Here is a 19,490-nt window from a genome sequence, read left to right on the forward strand (position 1 = left end):
TGTGATTTTTGTATCACAGAACTTTGCACATTAAAAAAGCTGAACCCGCATTTTCTGCGTGCCCAGCCTGCAATGTTCAGCCTATCATTCCTGCTCTTTTTAAAAAATGCGAAACTATTTGCTGCTGGTATTTGACCCGCAGGGCAAAATCTAAGCTCCAGCAGGTTTCAACCGTAACAGCCCGGGCGCCCAGCAGCTGCTGGACCGCCATCCGTGAGGTACCGGAGCGCTCCCGGTGCTTAATATTGAAACGGTGAGCGGTAATCCCGACCTTTCGGTTCATCTTATTAATAATCTGGCGGGCTGCAGCAGCTGCACTTGTGCCCTGACTTACCAGCAGGGTCTGGCCTACACGCTTGCGGTTAAGCTGGGACAGTCCGTTAGCTTCATGCAAATCCAGATACCAGGTGGGACGATGCTGCCGGGCTAGACGGAACAGGGCAGCAGACAGCGGATGACCCGCCCGGGAAGCTGAGACATGGGGAAATGTCCGGTTTAGATCCGGTACCCCCCGGCTCTTCTGCCGGTAAGCCCGCTGATTCACCAGCGGAACTATGATCAATCTGCCGCCGGCAAGCACCAGCTCCCTGCGCCGGAATTTCCCTGCCAGCGCCTGCGCTGCGCGGATGCTCGCCGGTTCATTGCCATGGATGCCTGATACCACCATAAAGACCGGACCCGGCCTATGGCCATTGATCACATAATACGGGGTCGCATAGGGCGTATTCGGTGCAAGGATATGCTTTGTAGCGGACACAGGCAGCTCCTCCTTTACGATACTCCGTAACCTGCGTTAAGCAGCATACTCTGCTAATTGCGTGTAAGGATAAGGATATCTTCCTATAATGTATGCAGCCTGCCGCCCCGGGTATGGACATTTGCTGTAAAGGGTTAAACAAAAAAAGCAGAACATCAAATAGATGTTCTGCTGGTTTAATCCCAAATCCATACCCATAATTTACCTTAAAAATAGCTGTTTGACAAGAAAAACAGGCTGATGTGCTGAAAAATCCCCTTTAGCTGCTAAGCTGTACTACCCTTAGCTCTACATGCGCTGATTCCGCCCCAGGCGTGCTTTGCTGTTCATTCAGCAGCCGATCTATACTGAGACTACTCTGCGCAGAGAATCCTTAATCACAAGGAGCCAAAATGTCAGTCAAAACAGCTGTATACCGGCACGTAGTCACTGAAGGTACTCATTATGAGGTCGGCCGCGCACTTGGAGCTTGTTTCAGCCAGAACCGGGAGTTAATAGACTTTCTGACCTCTCCCTTTATGGGAGCAGCACCGTTGAAGCCGGAAGCTGCAGAACGGGCTATGGAGCAATTCGAGCAGTATTGTCCAGGCCTCAATCAGGAAATCCGCGGCTTCGCCGATGAAACCGGCGTTCCGGCAGAGAATATTGTGTTCTACTATTCCTATGTCCAGCCTGCGGGATATTGCAGCCAGGCGGCAGTCAGCACCGGAACAGGCAGCGGGAGCCGTACCTACCATATGCGAACCTATGACTTTGGCTGGGAGGATGCTCCCTACAATCAACTACTGCTCAGTACAACCAGAGTTAAAGGCAAGCCGGCACATACCGGATTTGCGCTTCAATTGTTCGGACGGTATGACGGCATGAATGAAGAAGGATTATGTATAACAACAACGTCCGGGCGGATAAGACCGGCTCTGTCAGAGACTGGTTTTGTTTTTCCGGGGGTGGCACGGGCAGTGCTCGACAGCTGTGCTACAGCCCTCGAAGCTGCTTCTCTACTGCGCAGCATGCCCATCTCCGACTTCAGGAATTTTCTAATCTCTGACAGGCATGGCTGTATGGCACTGGTTGAAACTGCCGGAAGCAGTAAAGACATAGAATATCTTGGTGCAGCAACAGCAGACTCACACAAGCTGGCTGTCTCAGCCAATCACTATACCCTCTCTGCTATGCAGCCGCACAACCTGCAGATCATGCCTAATTCACTGGCCAGAGCCCGGCTTATGCAACATTCCCTGAGCCAGGTAACCGATCCGCAGGAGATAATTGCCGTTATGAAGCAATTAACCGGGAATTCCTTTCCGCAGGGCATCAGCTGTCATCATTACAGTGAAGGCCTGGGTACGCTATGGTCCATGATCTGTGATAATGCAGCCCGCGAGCTGCATGTTTGCTTCGGTTCACCGCAGCTGAATCCGTGGAGAACCTTCGGCTGCAGCAACCCTCCCGGGATCAGTGAATACTATGCCAAGCTGCCAGACGAACCATCCTGCCCTGACTTCTGGCGTGACTGAATACACTTACAATATCTTAGTGAATCGCTGGACCGGAATAAAGTGCCAGCAGCCGTCTCATACTATAGGTTAGCAAACGGAGGTGAAATTCATGCCCAAGAACAGTGCTGACCCAAAATATGACCGCGCAAATAACCGTGCCGACAAAAAACACAACCAGCAGAACCACGCTTCAATAACAGAGATTCCGCAAATGGTTGATCCGGACAAAGCAGCTGATTATGTGCCGAGTCTTAACGGAGTGACCAAAAACGAAACCTAGTTTACAGCCATAGGCTGCTCACAGTCACAATAATGACTTGAGCGGCTTTTTTTACATCTCCTTAAGGCCGCAATATCGCTGCATAGATTGACTTCTTCCGGCCGTGAATGATAGTCTTTTCTTCTAGGATTGTCCACTTTAAAGGAGAATACAGGATGAAAAAAGCAACGATGAAGGATATCGCGCGGCTGGCTAATGTATCAGTAGCTACGGTCAGCTATGTGCTGAATAATGTCAAAAACCAGACGATCCCTGACCCCACCCGCCATAGTATTCTTAGCATAGCCAAAGAGCTGAACTATGTCCCTAATCTGGCTGCACGCTCGCTTGTTGTCCAGCGGACGGGAATGGTAGGCATACTCATTAACAAAGCTCAGAACCTTCCCTATTGGAAGCGCCAGAGCCATATGTCCCTGACCGACACTCTCGAGTCAAAGCTAACTGCAGCAGGCTACCATACACTGGTAATCAGCCTTGATCCGCTCAATCCGGCGATGGATATAATCCGGGAGCGCAAGCTGGATGCTGTGTTTGTTGTGGATGTCATGGATGAGATGTTTTACCGGATCTCCGCTAATTTTGTGGACGGTGTCCCCCTGATTCTGATCGGCAGCCTAATCAACGACCGGATGTTTAATCAGGTTAATTATAATTACCCTCAGGCGCTGCAATCGGCGGTCTCCTCTGCTGCTGCTTCCTGCTGCCTGGTTATGGAGAGCTTTAACAATACAGCACTTGCAAGCTGGATTATGGACAACTCCGGAATTGCCCTGGAAGATATTTATGTATCGGCAGAAGCAGGTCAGGCGTACGAAGAGCTTGAAGCTTTTTTGCAGCGGAACCAGGGTAAGCATGTTATTGTCATGAATGAATTTCTGGCAAAAGCGGTTGGACGCACCGGGCTCGCCGCCTCGGTTACAGTGCTGTGCACATGCGGATTCCCGGAAATTGTGCAGCCGGATGCAAGGATTATCCGGTTTCAGAATGACCGGGCTCAGACTGCTTTTGAACTGATGGTGAAGCTGAATTCTGCACCGGATGATCCTGCTATCGCTGCGGGCAACCAATTTTTAGTTGATGTCGCTCCTTAATTTCTTTATAATAACTTAAACGTTTAAGTTATTATGGGAGGTCACGCTATGATTCCAACTGCCGCCGGAACCGGCCAACCGTTAACCGAGCCGCCCCGTATGTACCCGGCTCTGCACAAGAACAGGGTATTCCTTTTGCTTTTCTCAGCCAGCACCTTGTCTGTTCTGGGGAACGCTTTTCACGCCCTGGCGCTCAGCCTCTGGGTATTGCAGGAAACAGGCAGTGCGCGGATGATGAGCGTATTAACGATCAGTAACCTGCTTCTGTGCTCATTGCTGGGCAGTGTCACCGGTACACTTGCTGACCGCATGAACCGCAGAACGCTGATTTTGTGCTCATATCTTGTGCAGAGCCTAACCGTGCTGGCCATTGCATTCACGCTTACACTGCAATCACCGTCCTATATTCTTATTATCTGCCTAACCGGAATCGTGACAGCAGCCGGACAGTTTCAGGCGCCTGCCTTCCAGGCCTCACTCCTTCCCGTAGTCGGGAAAACTTATATTCAGCAGGCTGCAGGCTGGATGACGCTTTCAGAGAATATTTCGCGGACGACTGGTTATGCCCTGGGCGGTATATTTGTTGCCGCGTTTGGCGGAGCATGGGCGGTATTTGTAGACGGGATGACGTTCATGCTGGCTTTTCTGCTGGTTGCAGCTGCCGGCGCTTTTGCTGCCTATACTCCTGTCACTACTGCGTATCGTTCCTTTAAGCAGGATGTCGCCGGCGGCTTCCGCTATATCTGGAGTCATTCTTTTGCCCGGTCAATACTTATTCTGCTGCCTGTGCTTACCATGTTCTTCCTCTCCTGCCTGATGCTTACCCAGGTGATGGCTGTTCAGGTCTGGAAAGCGTCGCCTTTGTAGTTCGGTCTGCTGGAGAGCAGCATTCCGCTCGGGTACATGCTGGGCTCAGGACTGATCATTCTGGCGGGCAGCAAGCTGAAGCAGCGTGGTAAAGTCATTTCTGCCAGTCTGCTGCTGCTCGGACCGCTCTACCTTCTCCTCTCTTTCACCTCCTCCATGAACACGGCACTTCCCGTCATTCTACTGATCGGCTTCACCTTCTCCTTCAGTACTTTACTGATTAATATCATTCTTAGGCTGGAGGTGCCGGAAGAGCTGCAGGGCCGTATGTTCGGCGTATTGGGTTCGCTGATGAGTGTAGCTCCCCCGCTGGGCTTGGCCGTTTTCTCAGCAGGTGCGGATGTATTTGGCGTCTCACAGGTTTTGGCAGCTGCCGGAGCTCTGCTAAGCCTGTTCGGGACCGCAGCAGTGTTAACGCTTAAGCAGATCCGCAGATATAAGTAGAGCGAGGCAGGATGGTTTGTAGTAAAATATGTGAATTACAAGTACACGGAGGTGATGAAAAAATGAGTAATTATGATACGGTTATGCGTTACCTGCGCAGTAACCCGCTTAAGAACATTACCCCGTTAAAGATGCTGACAGCCTACCATCAGGTGATGGACAGCCATCTTTTGGAGCAAGGAAAAGAGTGGGGAGTGGTCCTGCTTTTGCCGGCAGATGCTTACTATTACGACAGGAAAATATACCCTGAAGCGAATTACGTCGTGCTTATGGATTATACCAGCCCTGAATTGCTTCCTGACCTTATAGGAAGAATTCCTGCTGATGCCAGGCTTGTATTCAAGCTTCAAGAGGAGGCCGGAGAAGCTATTGCTCCTTATTTCCCGCTCACGCCGGTCCGCCGCTTCTACTCTTACAGCTCTGTTCCCGGACACAGCTATATCCCGGACGGCCAGGCCATCGTTAGCAGCCGGTTGGATGAGCGGCTGCTGCCGCTGTGGATGGAGAACGGATATACTACGGTGGAGATAGAGGAATATTTTCAGGACGGCGCCTTCTCGGTGGCTCTTTACGGGGGAGTAACTCCGCTTAGCACCTGTATCGTCTTCCGCAACGAAGAGCAGATTTGGGAGATCGGGGCAGTACATACGGCAGCATCAGGCCGCCGGCAAGGACTTGCAGCACGCGTGCTACGGACAGCGTTACACCATACCCTGGAGAGGGGTTATATTCCCAGATATCAGGTGCAGGATACCAACACGCCATCCATCCGGCTGGCTGAAGCGTCTGGACTCAAGCTGGCAGTAAAACTTCAGCACTGGATAAATTACACACCGCAGCAGAAATAAATGAACCTGAGATCTCCTATAACGGGAACATATGTAATATAATGAACGTATGAGCTTTTTATAAGACGCATTAGCCATCATTTAATTAGAGGAGTTATATCATGAATTATCAACCGTATGGTCAACAACAGGATTACTACCCTCCCCCGCCGCCTCCGCCTGCCCAAACGAACGGCAAATCTATTGCCTCGCTGGTACTGGGGATTCTATCCATCGTCACCCCTTATATCGGCCTGCTGTTCGGAATCGTGGCCATTATTCTGTCTGCCCTCTCCCTGAAGGAGATCCGTAACCGTTACGAGGGAGGCAGAGGCCTGGCCATTGCCGGGCTGGTCTGCGGCATTGTCGGTACGATTATTTACGCGTTGCTTATCATCTTTTTTGTGGTTATTATTTTGTTTGCAGTAGGATCAAGCAATGCCACGTTCAGCAACTTCAATAATATTTAGACGCGAGGAATATAGATTACTAATTTTAATCTAATAGTACAGAAAGAAGCAGCAGACACCGGTTTAATACCGGAATCCGCTGCTTTTTGCTGGAATGGGGCATTACTTTGCACCGGATGTTAATTTACACCTGATGGCGGCTGAATCAGAGATTTAGTTCGATTTTCGCCAGTTAATAGGTGATAGCCTGAAAATAGCTAAAAAAATCGACTTCATTTGATTAGCAGCCTCTGCCGCTCCAATTTTGATAGATCCTGAGCAGCCAGCTTCTTCTCCTCTTACTCCCCGCGTTTCCACCTGTCCAGCACAGACAGCAGTCCGGGCACATCGAGCCCGTCCATGGAAAAAGCCTTGCGCAGCAGGTCATGAGGAATGAACTCATCATATTTGCCGAGATACGGAGCCTCATCCGGCCCAAGCAATGATAACGGATCGGCAGCTGCCGCGCTCTCTGCGATGATCTCTGCTTCCAGCGTCTCCGCATCCGCCTTGCCGGCTACGACCATGTAATAGGGCTCCATCGGCACAACGGAGCGCAGGCCGAGCCGGCCCTTGAGGTTGTTCTTCAGCAGTCGTTCCAGCGTACGGAACTGCCGGCTGCCCGCCCAGGGCAGAATAAAAATTGAATCACCGCCAGCCGGAAGCACCTCGCGGGTCAGCAGCCCGCTCTCCTTCGCCAGCCGTCGCGCCCGCTCCAGCCTGGCAGCCGCGCTTGGCGCAAGGTATGAGTATATTGCTGTTGAGCCGAGCACCTCACGGATCTTGGTCATGATGCGGGTATGCACATCACCGCCTGCGCCAAGCCATAGGGTATCCACCTTGCCGCGCGAGCTTTTGACATAGACCGCTTTGTGGCGGTTATCGACCTCTTCGATCTTCCACAGCTTGCCGGCAAGCGTGAAGCAATAACCCGGCGGCGGCACAGTGGTAATGGAACCGATCTCCTCGGTTCCGTTATATACAACATGCTCTTCATCATCCTTGAACACTGCGTAGAAACGGAAGTTATTGACGATCTTCTCACCGGCCAGGCCGATCAGCACCGTGCCCTCATCCATCCTCTCGATATGACCCATCGCAATCATATAGTCCATAAAAGCATCATAATCCGCAGGATCAATCCCGCGGAAGGAAGGCAGTGTTAATACGGCCTCCTTCAGCTCCTCCGGCTCGGCTTCGCCCATGCTCTTGAGGATGCTCATCGTCTGATGATAGAGCAGCCCTGCCGGCAGCTGCCGTACATTCAGCGGCTCCACCCATTTCTCGCGCACGTACAGCTCGATGACTGCAATTGCCCGCAGCAGCGTCCACGGCATCCGCGCAGGAAGCTGCGCCTCCTCGTCCTCCTCCTCGGGCGTGACGAAGATCATCTCGGACGCGGCATCGCCGCGCCGTCCGGACCGCCCCAGCCGCTGCACGAAGCTCGCGCAGCTGTAAGGCGCGCCGAGCTGCAGCACGCGCTCCAGCTCGCCAAGGTCAATGCCCAGCTCCAGCGTCAGCGTCGCTGCGGCAACAGCAGGGCCGGAGCCCTCGCGGAGCGCGGCCTCCGTCTCCTCGCGCAGCATCGACGAGATGCTGCCGTGGTGCACATGGAACACGTCGCGCTCCCCGCGCTTCGCGGCCACCCGCCGCATCTCGAGGATGGTCTCCTCCGCATCCGTGCGGCTGTTCGTGAAGACCAGCGCCTTCTTCAGATGCGTATGGTCGTAGATGAACCCGTAATAGCTTTGCCGCGCCTGCTCCAGCCGCTCGGCCTGTACCTCGTCCCGCGCATCCGGGAACGAGAAATGCTCCACGCTCAGCCGGAGCTTGCGTCCGCCATGCGGCGCGGATACCTCTACGCTCTCGCGCGTTCCGGCGGCCAGCCACTCCGTCACGGAGGCATAGTCGCTGAGCGTAGCGGAGAGCCCGATCCGCCGCGGATGGCAGCCGGCCATCCGCGAGATCCGCGCCAGCTGGCTGAGCACCTGGATGCCGCGGTCCGCGCCCATAAACGCATGCACTTCATCAACGATGATGAAGCGCAGATCATGGAACAGGGCCGGAATGGCATTCGGCCGGTTCATCAGCAGGCCTTCCAGCGACTCCGGAGTAATCTGGAGGACGCCGGAGGGCTTCTGCATCAGCCTGGTTTTGTCCGCCTGAGGCACGTCGCCGTGCCAGTGCCAGACCGGGATGTTGCCCTCGCGCAGCAGATCATTTAACCGTGTGAACTGATCGTTGATCAGTGCCTTAAGCGGCGCGATATAGAGGATGCCCACGGAATCGGACGGGCGTTCATACAGCTCGGTCAGCGCCGGAAAAAAAGCCGCCTCCGTCTTCCCCGAAGCCGTCCCGGAGGCGATCAGCAGATGATGCGGCGTATCGAACAGCACCCGGCAGGCATCCACCTGGGCCTCGCGCAGCGTCTCCCAGCGGTTCTTGTATATGAACTCTTTAATAAACGGGGCCAGCCTGTAGAACGGGTTGCTGCTCATAGGTCAAACTCCGCCAGCAGGCCGTCCAGATCATTCTCATCTGTTGCATCCGGTTTAATCATCCGCTCACCCACCAGCTTCTCAAAGGACAGCTCAGGATGCTGGCTCAGCGTATGCAGCAGATCCATGAAATCACGCACAATTTCACGCGGGGTCAGCAGCTCATCCGCGCCCAGCCTGCCCACGGCTTCCTCCATGAAATGCACCAGCTGCTCCTGGGTCAGCCTGGCTTCATAGCCGTAGTGCAGGGCGTGAATATCCCGCAGCTTTTGCAGCAGTACCAGAATCTCTTCATGCGAGAGCATCTCCAGCGCAATAATCGGCCCGGTAAAATTATTCAGCCCTGCCCCGCCGTAACGTCCTGCAACCAGCCGCGAACGCAGTGCCTCATAGCTGAACAGGCCGCGCCGTCCGTCTTCAACGAACTGCGGAGTGCCCCCGATAAAGATGCCCAGGCGCTCCGCCTTGCCCTGCATCGTGTCATTAAACATGGTCAGCAGCTTCTCATAGTTACTCTGCCGGGAAATGCTGTTGGTGATTTTGTAGAGATTCACGCCTTCGTCAATAAACAGCAGCAATCCCTTGTATCCGATCGCTCCGGTGAACTCCGCCCAGAGCTTCATATAATCGTACCAGTTATCGTCATCAATGATGACACCGACACCGAGTGCCTTACGTGCCTCTGTACGGGTGGCGAATTCGCCCCGCAGCCAGCGCAGCGCATCCTGCTTCAGCTCATCCTCTGCCAGCTTGTGGCCATTCCAGTAAGACGCCAGCACCTTGGCAAAATCAAAGCCGTGTACCAGTCCGCGCATACCCGAGGCGACCGTATAAATCCGCTGCTCCACTTCCTCCGCCAGCTGCGGGGCATCCGGAGAAATGCCTTTTTCCTGTATCACAGCCTGCTGAAGTCCCATGATCCATTTCTGCAGCATGATCTCCAGTGCTCCTCCATCCGGACGGGTGCGTGTTGACAGGTGGCTCATCAGCTCCCGGTAGGTCGCCAGCCCCTGTCCTTTCGTCCCCACCAGCCTGCGCTCAGGCGACAGGTCGGCATCCGCCACCACAAAGTCACGGTCCATCGCGTAGTTGCGGATAATCTGCAGCAGAAAGCTTTTACCGCTGCCGAACTTGCCGGTAATCAGCTTGAAGGCCGCGCCGCCGTCTGCGATATTCTCCATATCCCGGAGGATCGCTTCGACCTCAGGCCGGCGTCCTACAGCGATATGCTCCAGTCCGATCCGCGGCACGACCCCGGCAGTCAGGGAATTGACCAGTGCCGTTGTCATCCGTTTCGGTATTTTTAATTCACCCATTTAATCATTCACCTCATTAAATAAATACAGCATCGGCTTCCATTCCTCAGCCAGCTCCTCACCGTCGATCAGCAGATCACCGAGTATGTTCACCGCAAGCTCATTGATTTCATCATATACAAGCTCCGGCATCGTTCCGGCCGCAGCAGCAATTCTATTAACCTGTGAAGATCCGTTGTCTGCAGCAAGCGCCAGCAGCACCTTACGGTGCAGCGGAAGCAATTCACCGTTGAGCTCCGCCCATTCGGGAGGAACACCGTCAGATAATTGTACAGCAGGAGTTTCGCCATCAGCAGCAGTATTGACCTCAATCAGCTGGCCGTAATCCTGTTCCGGGCTGTTCTCTTCTTCTATTAAATTCTGTTCCGGTTCATACGCCTGCTCCGTCAACGGCTCATCATATGCCTCTACAGTCAGCAGGCTGCGGACAACCTCTGAATCGCTCTTCAGCTGCTCCAGCTTCGACTGGTCGATAACAACCGCCGGACCTTTAGCCTCCTGCTCCGCTTTGCGGAATTCCCGCTGCAGATATTTCGTGATCAGCTCGTCCATATCCGGGTCAATCCGGATATCCTTCAGCCGGCCGCGGAAGCCCGTCAGCTCTCTCAGCTTGTTCTCGGTCAGCCGGAACAAGCGGGTAATCAGGCTGCGCAGCGGCAGCAGTTTGCTGATCCGTACCACAGGCACAAGTACAGAATAGCCGTATCGCGAGATATCATATACGGCACTGCGGAACAAATAGCGCTCCCGCATAACCGGAGGACCCGGAGGGAATTTTTCAATCAGCCGTGCCCCGTGCTTTCTCGCGACATAGGCATCAATTAAGGCTACCACCTGCGGTATGTAGCGTTCAGCCGCTTCTTTTCCTTCGCCGGCATAGAACTTGGACTTGCTGATATCATAATCGGACATCACCGTCAGGACCTCAAAGGTCAGCTGCTCCGGGGTGGAGGTGAGACAGCGCAGCAGCTCGATCTCCGCCAGGTCGCCGGACAACCCGCGTGTGCGCGCAACAATCAGCGACAGGGGAACATCCAGCTTGTGCACAAACGAAAAATCCGCCATCCAGCTGCCGAGATACTGGTCCAGCCGTTTATATTGGGACCGGTAAGCTTCCCAGATCAGCCCCAGCTGCCGGTAACCCTCCTCCGGCTCTCTCCAGCCGATGCCGTTAATGAGTTCATATACATGCAGAAAGATATAAGACAAATCCGTCTTCGGGAATCTCCCCTGTCTAACCTCATTACGCCAGTAAAAATACCAGCGGCTCTGTTCAGCAGTCATGTGGCTGTAGCTGGGCCAGTAGCTTTTGAACGGAACAAGCTTTGCTTCATCTGCAGTCATATCCTCCAGCTCAGCCGCCTGCTGTACGAATTCGCTTTCCGTCTCCTTTTTGGCGGTGGAAGCGGCTGGCGCTGTACGCGGCAGCGGAGGAGCCGACTTCATCCGGGGTTCTTTTGGCGGAATATTCCACTCTTTCGGCTGATCCGCCTTCTGCACAGACCGTTCCGCGGAAGCGGACGGGCTGCCCTGCTCCAGATCCCACAGCTGCAGCTGCTGCGGAGCAGCTTCGTCAGACTGTCCGCTTTTGTCCGTCTTACTATTAACCTCGCCACTGTTCAGACTGTCTCCGGAACCCCGCGGGGGAACCGCCATATTCTGCTCGCTGCTCTCCCAGACCAGCTCCGAGAAATGCAGGCCCTGCTTATCTTTGGGCATCCGTAATCTCTCCACTCGTATACCATAGTCATTTCAACATTATATCATATACCGCGTCTGCCTGATGCAGCGGTTAAAGGCTTATGTGCTGAATATAAAACAAGACCCTGAGCGCCTCCCTCAAGATCTTGTGATGAGCCTCTGTCAACTCATATAGCCCGCAAACAAGAACATTTGTTTGTATATATTAAGATTGAATATACTATAGTATTCAATAACTCCGCAATAGCAGGACATCATACAAATAAAAAACCGCCGGATCGCTCCGGCGGCAAAGTCAGCTATATGGATGTATATGCCCTGCTTAACTCAGTTCCGTTCCCTTCGTTTCTTTACCAAGCACCAGAACTGCAAGAGCCCCGATAACTATGGTTACGAAGAATAGCATAAAAATCGCACTGATGCTGACATCCTTACCTACCATCACCCCTACCAGCAGCGGGGCAATAATGCCGCCGATCCGCCCGAAGGAGGTGGCCAGTCCTACACCGGTCGAACGGGCTGCTGTCGGATACAGCTCAGGACTATAGGCATACATGCCGCCCCAGGCGCCCAGATTGAAGAAGGACAGGCAGATCCCTGCAGCCATCAGCATGCCTTCAGTTGTGGCGTTGCCGAACCAGGCGGCACTGACAGCGGTCAGAAGGAGATAGATGACAAGCACGAATTTGCGGCCGAACTTTTCAATAAAGTATGCGGCGGTGAAATAGCCGGGCAGTTGGGCCAGCGTCATAATCAGGACATACTCAAAGCTCTTGACCAGGCTGAAGCCCTTCAGCACCATAACTGTAGGAAGCCAGAGAAACATTCCATAGTAGGAGAATACAACCGTAAACCAGAGAATCCACAGCATGATTGTCGATCGGCGGTATTCGGGTGACCAGACCGCTGCTATCCGCTTTCTGAGCGGGACAGGAGCCTGCTTCTTCATCTCTTTGAACCGCGGGGAATCATCAATGGCCTTGCGCAGGTACAGTGCATACAGCGCCGGAACCGCGCCTATGGCAAAAGCGACCCGCCAGCCGTAGTCCGGGATGATGAAGAAAGCGATTAAAGCCGAAGCAATCCAGCCGACCGCCCAAAAGCTCTCCAGCAGAACGACAGCCCGTCCCCTCTCAGCGGCAGGCATACTCTCAGATACCAGCGTCGAGGCTACCGGCAATTCACCGCCCAGCCCGAAGCCGGCAATGAACCGCAGCACGCACAGAATGGCGAACCCTGTAGCAAATGCAGACAAGCCGCTTGCTGCAGAGAAGATTACAAGTGTCCACAGCAGGACTGATTTGCGTCCGAAACGGTCAGCCAGCAATCCGGCCGCCGCTGCACCTACCGCCATTCCGACGGAATTTATACTGGTTAACAGCCCGATCTGCTCCGGACCCAGCTGCCATTCCTTGGCCAGCGCCGCTACGACAAAGGATATCATGCCGACATCCATCGCATCGAACATCCAGCTTAAGCCTGCGCTCAGCAGCAGCTTACGCTGCTTACGATTGCGCAATAGCGTCATTTGACCCATCTTTCCAAGCACCTCTTCCTTACTCCGGCTATGCGGTGCACCCGGAACCATTATATACTCCTACACATTCTAAATTTGCACGGGTCAAAAATCAAGGAATAAAGCGGCATTGCAGTATTGTCTTGCCAGCGACTGAAAATAACAGGTCTGTACAGAAATTGCCGCTATCATCAGCATGTTGCGCACTGCATCCTTCTCTGAAGGGTTAAGGTGCGTAAGCTTGTCCATCATTTTATCCATCGCACCCTTAAGCGTACTGTCGGTCTTCCAGGAATATTGCTTGCTGGCGCTGCGCTCGGCAATCCCCTGCGCCTGCAGCACAGGACTCCGCTTCATATCCTCGATAAGCTCTGCATAACCGAAGTACAGCTCCGCCGGCTCAACCAGATCATCATCATCACGTTCAGGCGCCAGGAACAGGATACGGAACAGCTGGCGTATGCTTTCAAAGTCCAGGGCTGATTTGAGATCATCTATTATAAATAGAAGAGCAGCCTGATTAACAGAGTATTTCCTGCCCAGCCTGGGTGAGCCGAGGTATTCCTTGAAATCGCGCTTGACCCAGTTCTGCATAGCGGTGGCTGATAGGGTGGAATATTCAATCAGCTGGCCCAGGGCCGCAATATCAGCGAGTGACAAACCGTTAATTTTCGTACCTTTAATCATTTTCTGCATAATCGGCGGGATATCAGTGGACAAAAAGGCAGTGAGTGACATCCCCTTACGCACTTCCTCCTGGTGAAACTTCGCCCATGCATCCTGCAGGATGCTCAGTGTATTGCGATCACTTTTTTCCGTCAGGGACAGCAGGAGTGCAGACATTTCCTTACGGCTTAATGAGAAAGCTTGCATTGATGGCATCCCTCCGCCATTTGATTTTTTAACCGAAAGTTCGTACAATGAGTTCATATGAACTCATAATATGAGTATAACCTATTTTAATGACGAGAGGGATGGTAAAGATTTTATGGGTATAGGACTTAGTTTGACGTTGGTGGCTATTTTGATTGTTTTAACCGCTTTTTTTGTAGCAACGGAATTTGCAGTGGTACGGCTTAGAGGCAGCCAGGTAAGCCAGATGGTGCTCGACGGCAAGAAGAATGCTTTGGCTGTGCAGCGTGTAGCGGCTAACCTCGACGGTTATCTCTCCGCGTGTCAGCTGGGGATTACCATCACAGCACTCGGGATCGGGGCACTTGCAGAACCGGCCTTTGAGCAGCTGCTTATGCCACTGTTCGATATGGCGGATATCAGCCACAGCATTAGTGAGCCTATTGCTTTTGCACTGGCATTTATCATCGCCACATTCCTGCACGTTGTCGTGGGTGAGCTTGCTCCGAAGACAGCAGCTATAAACATTCCGGAAAAAATCGGTCAATTTACCTCACCGCTGATCATTTGGTTCTACAAAATTCTTTACCCCTTAATCTGGCTGATGAACGGCTCGGCCAACATGCTTGTCCGCTTGTTCGGGATGAAGCCGGCCAGCGAGCACGGAGATGCGCACTCTGAAGAAGAGATTCGCCTGATCCTCTCCGAGAGCTATGAGAACGGGAAGATTAACAAGGCTGAGTACGGTTACGTGAACCGGATCTTTAATTTTGATGAGATGCTGGCAAAGGAAATTATGGTGCCGCGTACCGACATGATCTGCCTGTTTACTGAGAATAGCCTACAGGAGAATTTCGATATTATCCGCAGAGAGCAATACACCCGCTTCCCGGTGGCGGACGGCAGTAAAGACAATATTATCGGGATGATTAACACAAAGCAGTTGTATCTGCAATATGACAATAATAATGCTGACTTTGATTTCAAAAAACTGATCCAGCCGCTTCTGACTGTATCTGAGGTAACTCCGGTTAAGACCCTTCTGACCCGTATGCAGATGGAACGTGTACATATTGCCCTTCTGCTGGATGAATACGGCGGTACTTCCGGCCTTATCACGATTGAAGATATTCTGGAAGAGATTGTCGGCGAGATCCGAGACGAGTTCGACGGAGACGAGAGCAAAAATGTGGAGCAGCTGGATGATTCCCGTTACCTGTTCGACGGCAAGGTATCTCTAATGGAGCTTAAGCAGCGGGCCGGCATTGATCTTCATGATGATGAAGTAACTACCATCGGCGGCTGGCTGTACAGTCACATGGCGGAACCTGCCATCGGCAAAAGTATGGGACATGAACATATTACATTGACCGTACGTGAGATGAACAAGAACCGGATACGCAAAGTCGAAGTGTTTATCGGCGAGAAGGATGCAGATGGACAGCCAGCGGAATAATACTTATATACAATAGCAAGAGGCGCTCCTGTGACGGGAGCGCCTTTATTTGTGTCCAACAGCTATGCCAGGATTTTACCCATGTAATACTCGTCTATCCATTCACCGTCTATGTATAAGGACTTCTTCTTCAGCCCTTCAACCTCAAAGCCGCATTTCTTATATAGTGCGATTCCACGTTCGTTATGTGCCATAACCGTTAGCTCGAGCCGCACAAGCCCCTTAGCACGCGCCCGGTTCTCCATCTCCCTGAACAGCCCGCTGCCGATTCCAAGGCCCTGAAAGGCTTTCCTGATGCCGATAACAATGTAGGCGCTATGTCTGATCCGCTTTAATCCTTTGCCTTGGAGCGAAATATAGCCGGCCAGCTCACCAGCCACCTCAGCACAGATTAGAACGGAATTAGCTGACTTCCCGGCTGCCTCTATCATTTCCCTGACTTGCTGCACATTTGTCTGCCGTTCATCCGGCTCCAGCAGCATAAATGCCGTCTCCTCATCCAAGGAGTGCTGCAGGCTGAGCAGGCTGCCGGCATCCTCCGGAACAAGCTCTCTGTATACTATACTCATTATAAGATCCTCCGCGAAAATCCAGGTTATTTGTTTCTTAATCCAGATACTTCTTATACAGCCGGCTACCTCCGCCGTCATAGCCCAGACGTTCATAAAAACGGTGGGCGTCTTCCCTGCGGGCATTGCTGGAAAGCAGCAGCACAATTTAATCTACACTCTAGATTATTCGATAATATCTGCCGTTTCCCTGCCCCTCTTAGTGAAGCAGCAGCAACTTATGCTATAATCTTGAAGGATAATTACAAGACTTCGGGGGATTGATGGTTTGGCTAATATATCACTGGGGCATTTAAAACTGACACCGCCCAAAATACTGTCACTTGGCTTCATAGCGCTGATTGCAATCGGCACACTGCTGCTCTGCTTGCCGGCCGCTTCAACCAGTGGACAGATTTCTTTTATCGATGCCTTATTCATGGCTACCTCCGCAACCTGTGTAACCGGTCTTGCGGTAATCGATACCGGAACCCAGCTGACCGTGTTCGGCCAGATCGTCCTGCTGGTGCTTTTCCAGTTCGGCGGACTTGGCTTTGTTACCATGGCCACCTTGATTACGCTCGTCCTGAACAAAAAAATCTCCCTTAAGGAACGCCTTCTGCTGCAGGAATCGATGAATCAGAGCTCGATGCAGGGTATTGTAAAGCTGATCCGCCGGGTGCTTATTTACTCTCTGGTCATTCAGCTCATTGGAGCCTTGCTCTTTACTGTCAGATTCCTGATGGATATGCCTGCCGGGAAGGCCGTTTATTATGGACTCTTCCATAGTGTATCGATCTTCAACAATGCGGGCTTTGACCTGTTCGGCGATCTTCACGGGCCGTTCAGCGGGCTTACGCGTTATGCGGAGGACCCGATTGTCAATATCACCTCCATGCTGCTGATTTTTCTCGGCGGAATCGGCTTCATTGTCTTGTCCGATATCGTCGACTTTCCGAAGCGCAAGCGGCTGACCTTGCATTCCAAAGTCGTGCTCGCTGCCTCGGCAGCGCTGATTCTAATCGGTGCGGTAATCTTTTTTTGGCTGGAGCTGAATCAGTCGCTTAAGCCGCTGCATGCCGGCGGCAAAATCATGGCGTCCTTCCTGCAGGCCATAACACCGCGCTCCGGCGGGGTGACCACCATTGATATTCCGCTGCTGCGCGAATCCACCCAGTTTATGATGATCCTGCTCATGTTCATCGGTGCAGCTCCGGGTTCAACCGGGGGCGGGATCAAAATCACCACCTTTGCCATCCTGGTAGTCACCGCCTACAGCAAAATCAGAGGCAAAGAGGACATCGTCATGTTCCGTCACCGGATTTCCAAGGACAATGTCTATCGAGCCATTACGATGACGCTTCTCTCTCTGATGCTTGTCGTTATAGCTACTATGCTGCTGTCTGTTACGGAAAGTGCTGACTTCCTGACCGTCCTGTTCGAGGCCGTATCCGCCTTCGGTACCTCCGGTATTACGATGGGACTGACACCTGAGCTGACCACCCCGGGTAAAATCCTGGTCATCATCCTGATGTTTGTCGGCCGTACCGGCCCGCTAACGCTGGCGTATGCAATCAAGCCCAAAAAGAACAAAGAGCTCTTCCGTTACCCGGAGGGGAATATTACGATCGGATAACAAAATGCGACCCTTAGCAGGCAGCTGATGCCCTAAGCGGTCGCATTTTTGGATTATTCTACAGGTTCCTCCTGGGTGTCCAGAGCGGCATCCAGCAGCTGGTTAAAGAAATCATCATCATTCTCCAGCAGCCCGTCCACCTCAAGGAACTGCTCCTCACTGCCCGGTTCACCGGCAAAGCTGAGGCTGTAGTCCCATTCACTGCCTCTTTTGCTGAAGAAAGTGATCTCATAAGGAGAAGTGTGCTGCTCTACGGTGAACACGGTTCTCCCGATAAAGCTTCTGTCCTCCTCGCGTTTCAGCTCTGCCTTTACAATTTCCACGTTCATGCTTGTTTCCTGCCTTTCCTCTGATCAATCTCACATCCATAGTATAGCATTTATATACATCAAAATCCTTCCCTTTACGACGCAATTGACTTTTTTCATCCGGCGGTTAATAATTTAGTACAATGCTTTACAGAAGTAAAAATAGAATAAATATGGAGGAAAACCAATGACTGATTTTGCAGCAAAGCTCAGCAAGTATGCAGACCTCGCCGTAGAGATCGGAGTTAACGTCCAGCCGGGCCAGACTCTGGTCGTTAATGCACCGGTTGCCGGAGCCGAATTTGTCCGTCTGATTACAGCCAAAGCCTACAGCCTGGGAGCAAGCCTGGTCAAAGTGAACTGGAGTGATGAGTTTGTTACCCGCCAGCAGTTCGAGCACGCCGCCCCCGAGGTGTTCACCAAACCACCTACCTGGTTTGCCAGAGAAGTAACGGAATTTGCCGAGAACGGCGCAGTCTTCCTGAATGTAATCGCAGAGAACCCCGATGCCCTTAAGGGTATTGATCCCGAGCGGATTGCGGGCTTCCAGAAGACACGGGGAGCTGCACTTAAAAAATACCGTGAGCTGCAGATGTCTGATAAAGTCAGCTGGAGCATCGTTGCGATCCCGTCGCAGGCTTGGGCGGATAAGGTATTCCCTGATGTTCCGGCTGAGGAGCGCGTAGATAAGCTGTGGGAAGCAATCTTCCATACCGTACGCCTGGACCGTGAAGATCCTGTTGCCGCCTGGCAGGAGCATCTTGATAACCTGGAGCAGAAGGCAGATGTTCTTAACGCCAAGAAATACAAAAGCTTGCATTACATAGCACCGGGGACTGACCTTACGATTGAGCTGCCAAAAGGCCATTTGTGGGCACAGGGTGACAGCATTAACGCCCAAGGCCATTCTTTCGTCGCCAATATGCCGACTGAGGAGGTTTTTACAGCACCGCTGAAAACCGGAGTCAACGGAACGGTCAGAGCCACTAAGCCGCTCAGCTACGGCGGTAATATTATCGAAGGCTTCTCCATTACCTTTGAGAACGGCCGTATTATCAGCGTCAGCGCCGAGAAAGGCCAGGATTCACTGGAGTACCTGATCGGACTCGACGAAGGCGCCAAGTATCTGGGCGAGGTTGCGCTTGTGCCGCATAAGTCTCCTATCTCTGAATCGAACATTCTTTATTTCAACACCTTGTTTGACGAAAATGCCTCCAATCACCTTGCGATTGGCACAGCCTACGCTTTCTGTCTGGAAGGCGGCAAAGAAATGACTGAGGATGAGCTGGTTGCAAACGGCCTTAACACAAGTGTTACCCATGTTGACTTCATGATCGGCTCGTCCGAGATGGACATCTACGGAATCCATGAAGACGGCTCACAGGAACCTGTCTTCCTGCAGGGAAACTGGGCATTCTAAAATATACAGACACATTTGAGGGGAG

The 19,490-nt window shown here is 52.6% G+C and carries 18 protein-coding genes; 10 read left to right on the forward strand and 8 right to left on the reverse strand.

Annotation, left to right across the window (positions count from 1 at the left end; genetic code table 11):
• Positions 1-76: 76 nt before the first annotated feature.
• On the reverse strand, positions 77-757 hold the full coding sequence (locus tag R70331_RS15900) for a succinylglutamate desuccinylase/aspartoacylase family protein (RefSeq protein WP_042177138.1): 681 nt from the start codon (positions 755-757) through the stop codon (positions 77-79).
• A 392-nt stretch (positions 758-1,149) separates the two neighbouring features.
• On the opposite strand from R70331_RS15900, the gene R70331_RS15905 reads away from it, so the two are divergent.
• The 7 genes from R70331_RS15905 to R70331_RS15925 all read left to right on the forward strand — a co-directional run bounded on the left by R70331_RS15905 (position 1,150) and on the right by R70331_RS15925 (position 6,235).
• A complete protein-coding gene (locus R70331_RS15905; RefSeq protein WP_042177140.1) occupies positions 1,150-2,274 on the forward strand; it encodes a C45 family autoproteolytic acyltransferase/hydrolase in 1,125 nt (374 codons plus the stop codon).
• A 91-nt stretch (positions 2,275-2,365) separates the two neighbouring features.
• Positions 2,366-2,536 (forward strand): hypothetical protein, encoded by a 171-nt coding sequence (locus R70331_RS31850; protein ID WP_167336660.1) that lies wholly within the window; start codon positions 2,366-2,368, stop codon positions 2,534-2,536.
• 155 nt (positions 2,537-2,691) lie between these two features.
• On the forward strand, positions 2,692-3,627 hold the full coding sequence (locus R70331_RS15910; protein ID WP_052419078.1) for a LacI family DNA-binding transcriptional regulator: 936 nt from the start codon (positions 2,692-2,694) through the stop codon (positions 3,625-3,627).
• Between the two features lie 48 nt (positions 3,628-3,675).
• Complete coding sequence (locus tag R70331_RS30535) at positions 3,676-4,494, forward strand: MFS transporter (protein WP_052419079.1); 819 nt, start codon at positions 3,676-3,678, stop codon at positions 4,492-4,494.
• Between the two features lie 36 nt (positions 4,495-4,530).
• Positions 4,531-4,938 (forward strand): MFS transporter, encoded by a 408-nt coding sequence (locus R70331_RS30540; protein ID WP_052419080.1) that lies wholly within the window; start codon positions 4,531-4,533, stop codon positions 4,936-4,938.
• A gap of 62 nt (positions 4,939-5,000) precedes the next feature.
• Positions 5,001-5,786 carry a GNAT family N-acetyltransferase gene (locus R70331_RS15920; protein ID WP_042177142.1) on the forward strand — a complete coding sequence of 262 codons (786 nt, stop codon included), beginning with the start codon at positions 5,001-5,003 and terminating at the stop codon, positions 5,784-5,786.
• Between the two features lie 101 nt (positions 5,787-5,887).
• On the forward strand, positions 5,888-6,235 hold the full coding sequence (locus tag R70331_RS15925) for a DUF4190 domain-containing protein (RefSeq protein WP_042177144.1): 348 nt from the start codon (positions 5,888-5,890) through the stop codon (positions 6,233-6,235).
• A gap of 278 nt (positions 6,236-6,513) precedes the next feature.
• On the opposite strand, the gene R70331_RS15930 is transcribed toward R70331_RS15925, so the two are convergent.
• From R70331_RS15930 to R70331_RS15950, 5 genes are all read right to left on the reverse strand, one after another.
• Positions 6,514-8,712 (reverse strand): DEAD/DEAH box helicase, encoded by a 2,199-nt coding sequence (locus R70331_RS15930; RefSeq protein ID WP_042177146.1) that lies wholly within the window; start codon positions 8,710-8,712, stop codon positions 6,514-6,516.
• Complete coding sequence (locus tag R70331_RS15935) at positions 8,709-10,028, reverse strand: ATP-binding protein (RefSeq protein ID WP_042177148.1); 1,320 nt, start codon at positions 10,026-10,028, stop codon at positions 8,709-8,711. The genes R70331_RS15930 and R70331_RS15935 overlap by 4 nt, the downstream gene beginning before the upstream one ends.
• The gene (locus R70331_RS15940) at positions 10,029-11,747 is read right to left on the reverse strand and encodes a TerB N-terminal domain-containing protein (RefSeq protein WP_052419081.1); all 1,719 of its coding nucleotides are present in this window, start codon (positions 11,745-11,747) and stop codon (positions 10,029-10,031) included.
• A gap of 304 nt (positions 11,748-12,051) precedes the next feature.
• The gene (locus R70331_RS15945) at positions 12,052-13,266 is read right to left on the reverse strand and encodes an MFS transporter (RefSeq protein WP_042182772.1); all 1,215 of its coding nucleotides are present in this window, start codon (positions 13,264-13,266) and stop codon (positions 12,052-12,054) included.
• Between the two features lie 84 nt (positions 13,267-13,350).
• Entirely contained in the window at positions 13,351-14,118 is a 768-nt protein-coding gene (locus R70331_RS15950; protein WP_042177150.1) for a DUF1836 domain-containing protein, read from the reverse strand.
• A gap of 115 nt (positions 14,119-14,233) precedes the next feature.
• Here R70331_RS15950 and R70331_RS15955 point away from each other — a divergent pair, with 115 nt between their 5' ends.
• Positions 14,234-15,553: a hemolysin family protein gene (locus R70331_RS15955; protein WP_042177152.1), complete on the forward strand. Its 1,320-nt coding sequence runs from the start codon at positions 14,234-14,236 to the stop codon at positions 15,551-15,553.
• Positions 15,554-15,615: 62 nt separating this feature from the next.
• Here R70331_RS15955 and R70331_RS15960 read toward each other — a convergent pair whose 3' ends face one another.
• The gene (locus tag R70331_RS15960) at positions 15,616-16,122 is read right to left on the reverse strand and encodes a GNAT family N-acetyltransferase (protein ID WP_042177153.1); all 507 of its coding nucleotides are present in this window, start codon (positions 16,120-16,122) and stop codon (positions 15,616-15,618) included.
• 268 nt (positions 16,123-16,390) lie between these two features.
• Here R70331_RS15960 and R70331_RS15965 point away from each other — a divergent pair, with 268 nt between their 5' ends.
• A complete protein-coding gene (locus R70331_RS15965) occupies positions 16,391-17,737 on the forward strand; it encodes a TrkH family potassium uptake protein (RefSeq protein WP_042177154.1) in 1,347 nt (448 codons plus the stop codon).
• 53 nt (positions 17,738-17,790) lie between these two features.
• Here R70331_RS15965 and R70331_RS15970 read toward each other — a convergent pair whose 3' ends face one another.
• The gene (locus tag R70331_RS15970) at positions 17,791-18,066 is read right to left on the reverse strand and encodes a hypothetical protein (protein ID WP_042177157.1); all 276 of its coding nucleotides are present in this window, start codon (positions 18,064-18,066) and stop codon (positions 17,791-17,793) included.
• Positions 18,067-18,232: 166 nt separating this feature from the next.
• Here R70331_RS15970 and R70331_RS15975 point away from each other — a divergent pair, with 166 nt between their 5' ends.
• The gene (locus tag R70331_RS15975; protein ID WP_042177159.1) at positions 18,233-19,465 is read left to right on the forward strand and encodes an aminopeptidase; all 1,233 of its coding nucleotides are present in this window, start codon (positions 18,233-18,235) and stop codon (positions 19,463-19,465) included.
• Positions 19,466-19,490 lie beyond the last annotated feature (25 nt).

The organism is Paenibacillus sp. FSL R7-0331, assembly GCF_000758645.1.
GTDB classification, from domain to species: Bacteria; Bacillota; Bacilli; order Paenibacillales; family Paenibacillaceae; genus Paenibacillus_AQ; species Paenibacillus_AQ camerounensis.

Excerpts from the sequence above, each read along its gene's own strand:
- R70331_RS15935 (WP_042177148.1), bottom strand. The coding sequence starts at position 10,028 with ATGGGTGAATTAAAAATACCGAAACGGATGACAACGGCACTGGTCAAT.
- R70331_RS15950 (WP_042177150.1), bottom strand. The coding sequence starts at position 14,118 with ATGCAAGCTTTCTCATTAAGCCGTAAGGAAATGTCTGCACTCCTGCTG.
- R70331_RS15905 (WP_042177140.1), top strand. The coding sequence starts at position 1,150 with ATGTCAGTCAAAACAGCTGTATACCGGCACGTAGTCACTGAAGGTACT.
- R70331_RS15975 (WP_042177159.1), top strand. The coding sequence starts at position 18,233 with ATGACTGATTTTGCAGCAAAGCTCAGCAAGTATGCAGACCTCGCCGTA.
- R70331_RS15910 (WP_052419078.1), top strand. The coding sequence starts at position 2,692 with ATGAAAAAAGCAACGATGAAGGATATCGCGCGGCTGGCTAATGTATCA.
- R70331_RS15940 (WP_052419081.1), bottom strand. The coding sequence starts at position 11,747 with ATGCCCAAAGATAAGCAGGGCCTGCATTTCTCGGAGCTGGTCTGGGAG.
- R70331_RS15970 (WP_042177157.1), bottom strand. The coding sequence starts at position 18,066 with ATGAACGTGGAAATTGTAAAGGCAGAGCTGAAACGCGAGGAGGACAGA.
- R70331_RS30540 (WP_052419080.1), top strand. The coding sequence starts at position 4,531 with ATGCTGGGCTCAGGACTGATCATTCTGGCGGGCAGCAAGCTGAAGCAG.
- R70331_RS15920 (WP_042177142.1), top strand. The coding sequence starts at position 5,001 with ATGAGTAATTATGATACGGTTATGCGTTACCTGCGCAGTAACCCGCTT.
- R70331_RS30535 (WP_052419079.1), top strand. The coding sequence starts at position 3,676 with ATGATTCCAACTGCCGCCGGAACCGGCCAACCGTTAACCGAGCCGCCC.
- R70331_RS31850 (WP_167336660.1), top strand. The coding sequence starts at position 2,366 with ATGCCCAAGAACAGTGCTGACCCAAAATATGACCGCGCAAATAACCGT.
- R70331_RS15945 (WP_042182772.1), bottom strand. The coding sequence starts at position 13,266 with ATGGGTCAAATGACGCTATTGCGCAATCGTAAGCAGCGTAAGCTGCTG.
- R70331_RS15925 (WP_042177144.1), top strand. The coding sequence starts at position 5,888 with ATGAATTATCAACCGTATGGTCAACAACAGGATTACTACCCTCCCCCG.
- R70331_RS15955 (WP_042177152.1), top strand. The coding sequence starts at position 14,234 with ATGGGTATAGGACTTAGTTTGACGTTGGTGGCTATTTTGATTGTTTTA.
- R70331_RS15960 (WP_042177153.1), bottom strand. The coding sequence starts at position 16,122 with ATGAGTATAGTATACAGAGAGCTTGTTCCGGAGGATGCCGGCAGCCTG.
- R70331_RS15930 (WP_042177146.1), bottom strand. The coding sequence starts at position 8,712 with ATGAGCAGCAACCCGTTCTACAGGCTGGCCCCGTTTATTAAAGAGTTC.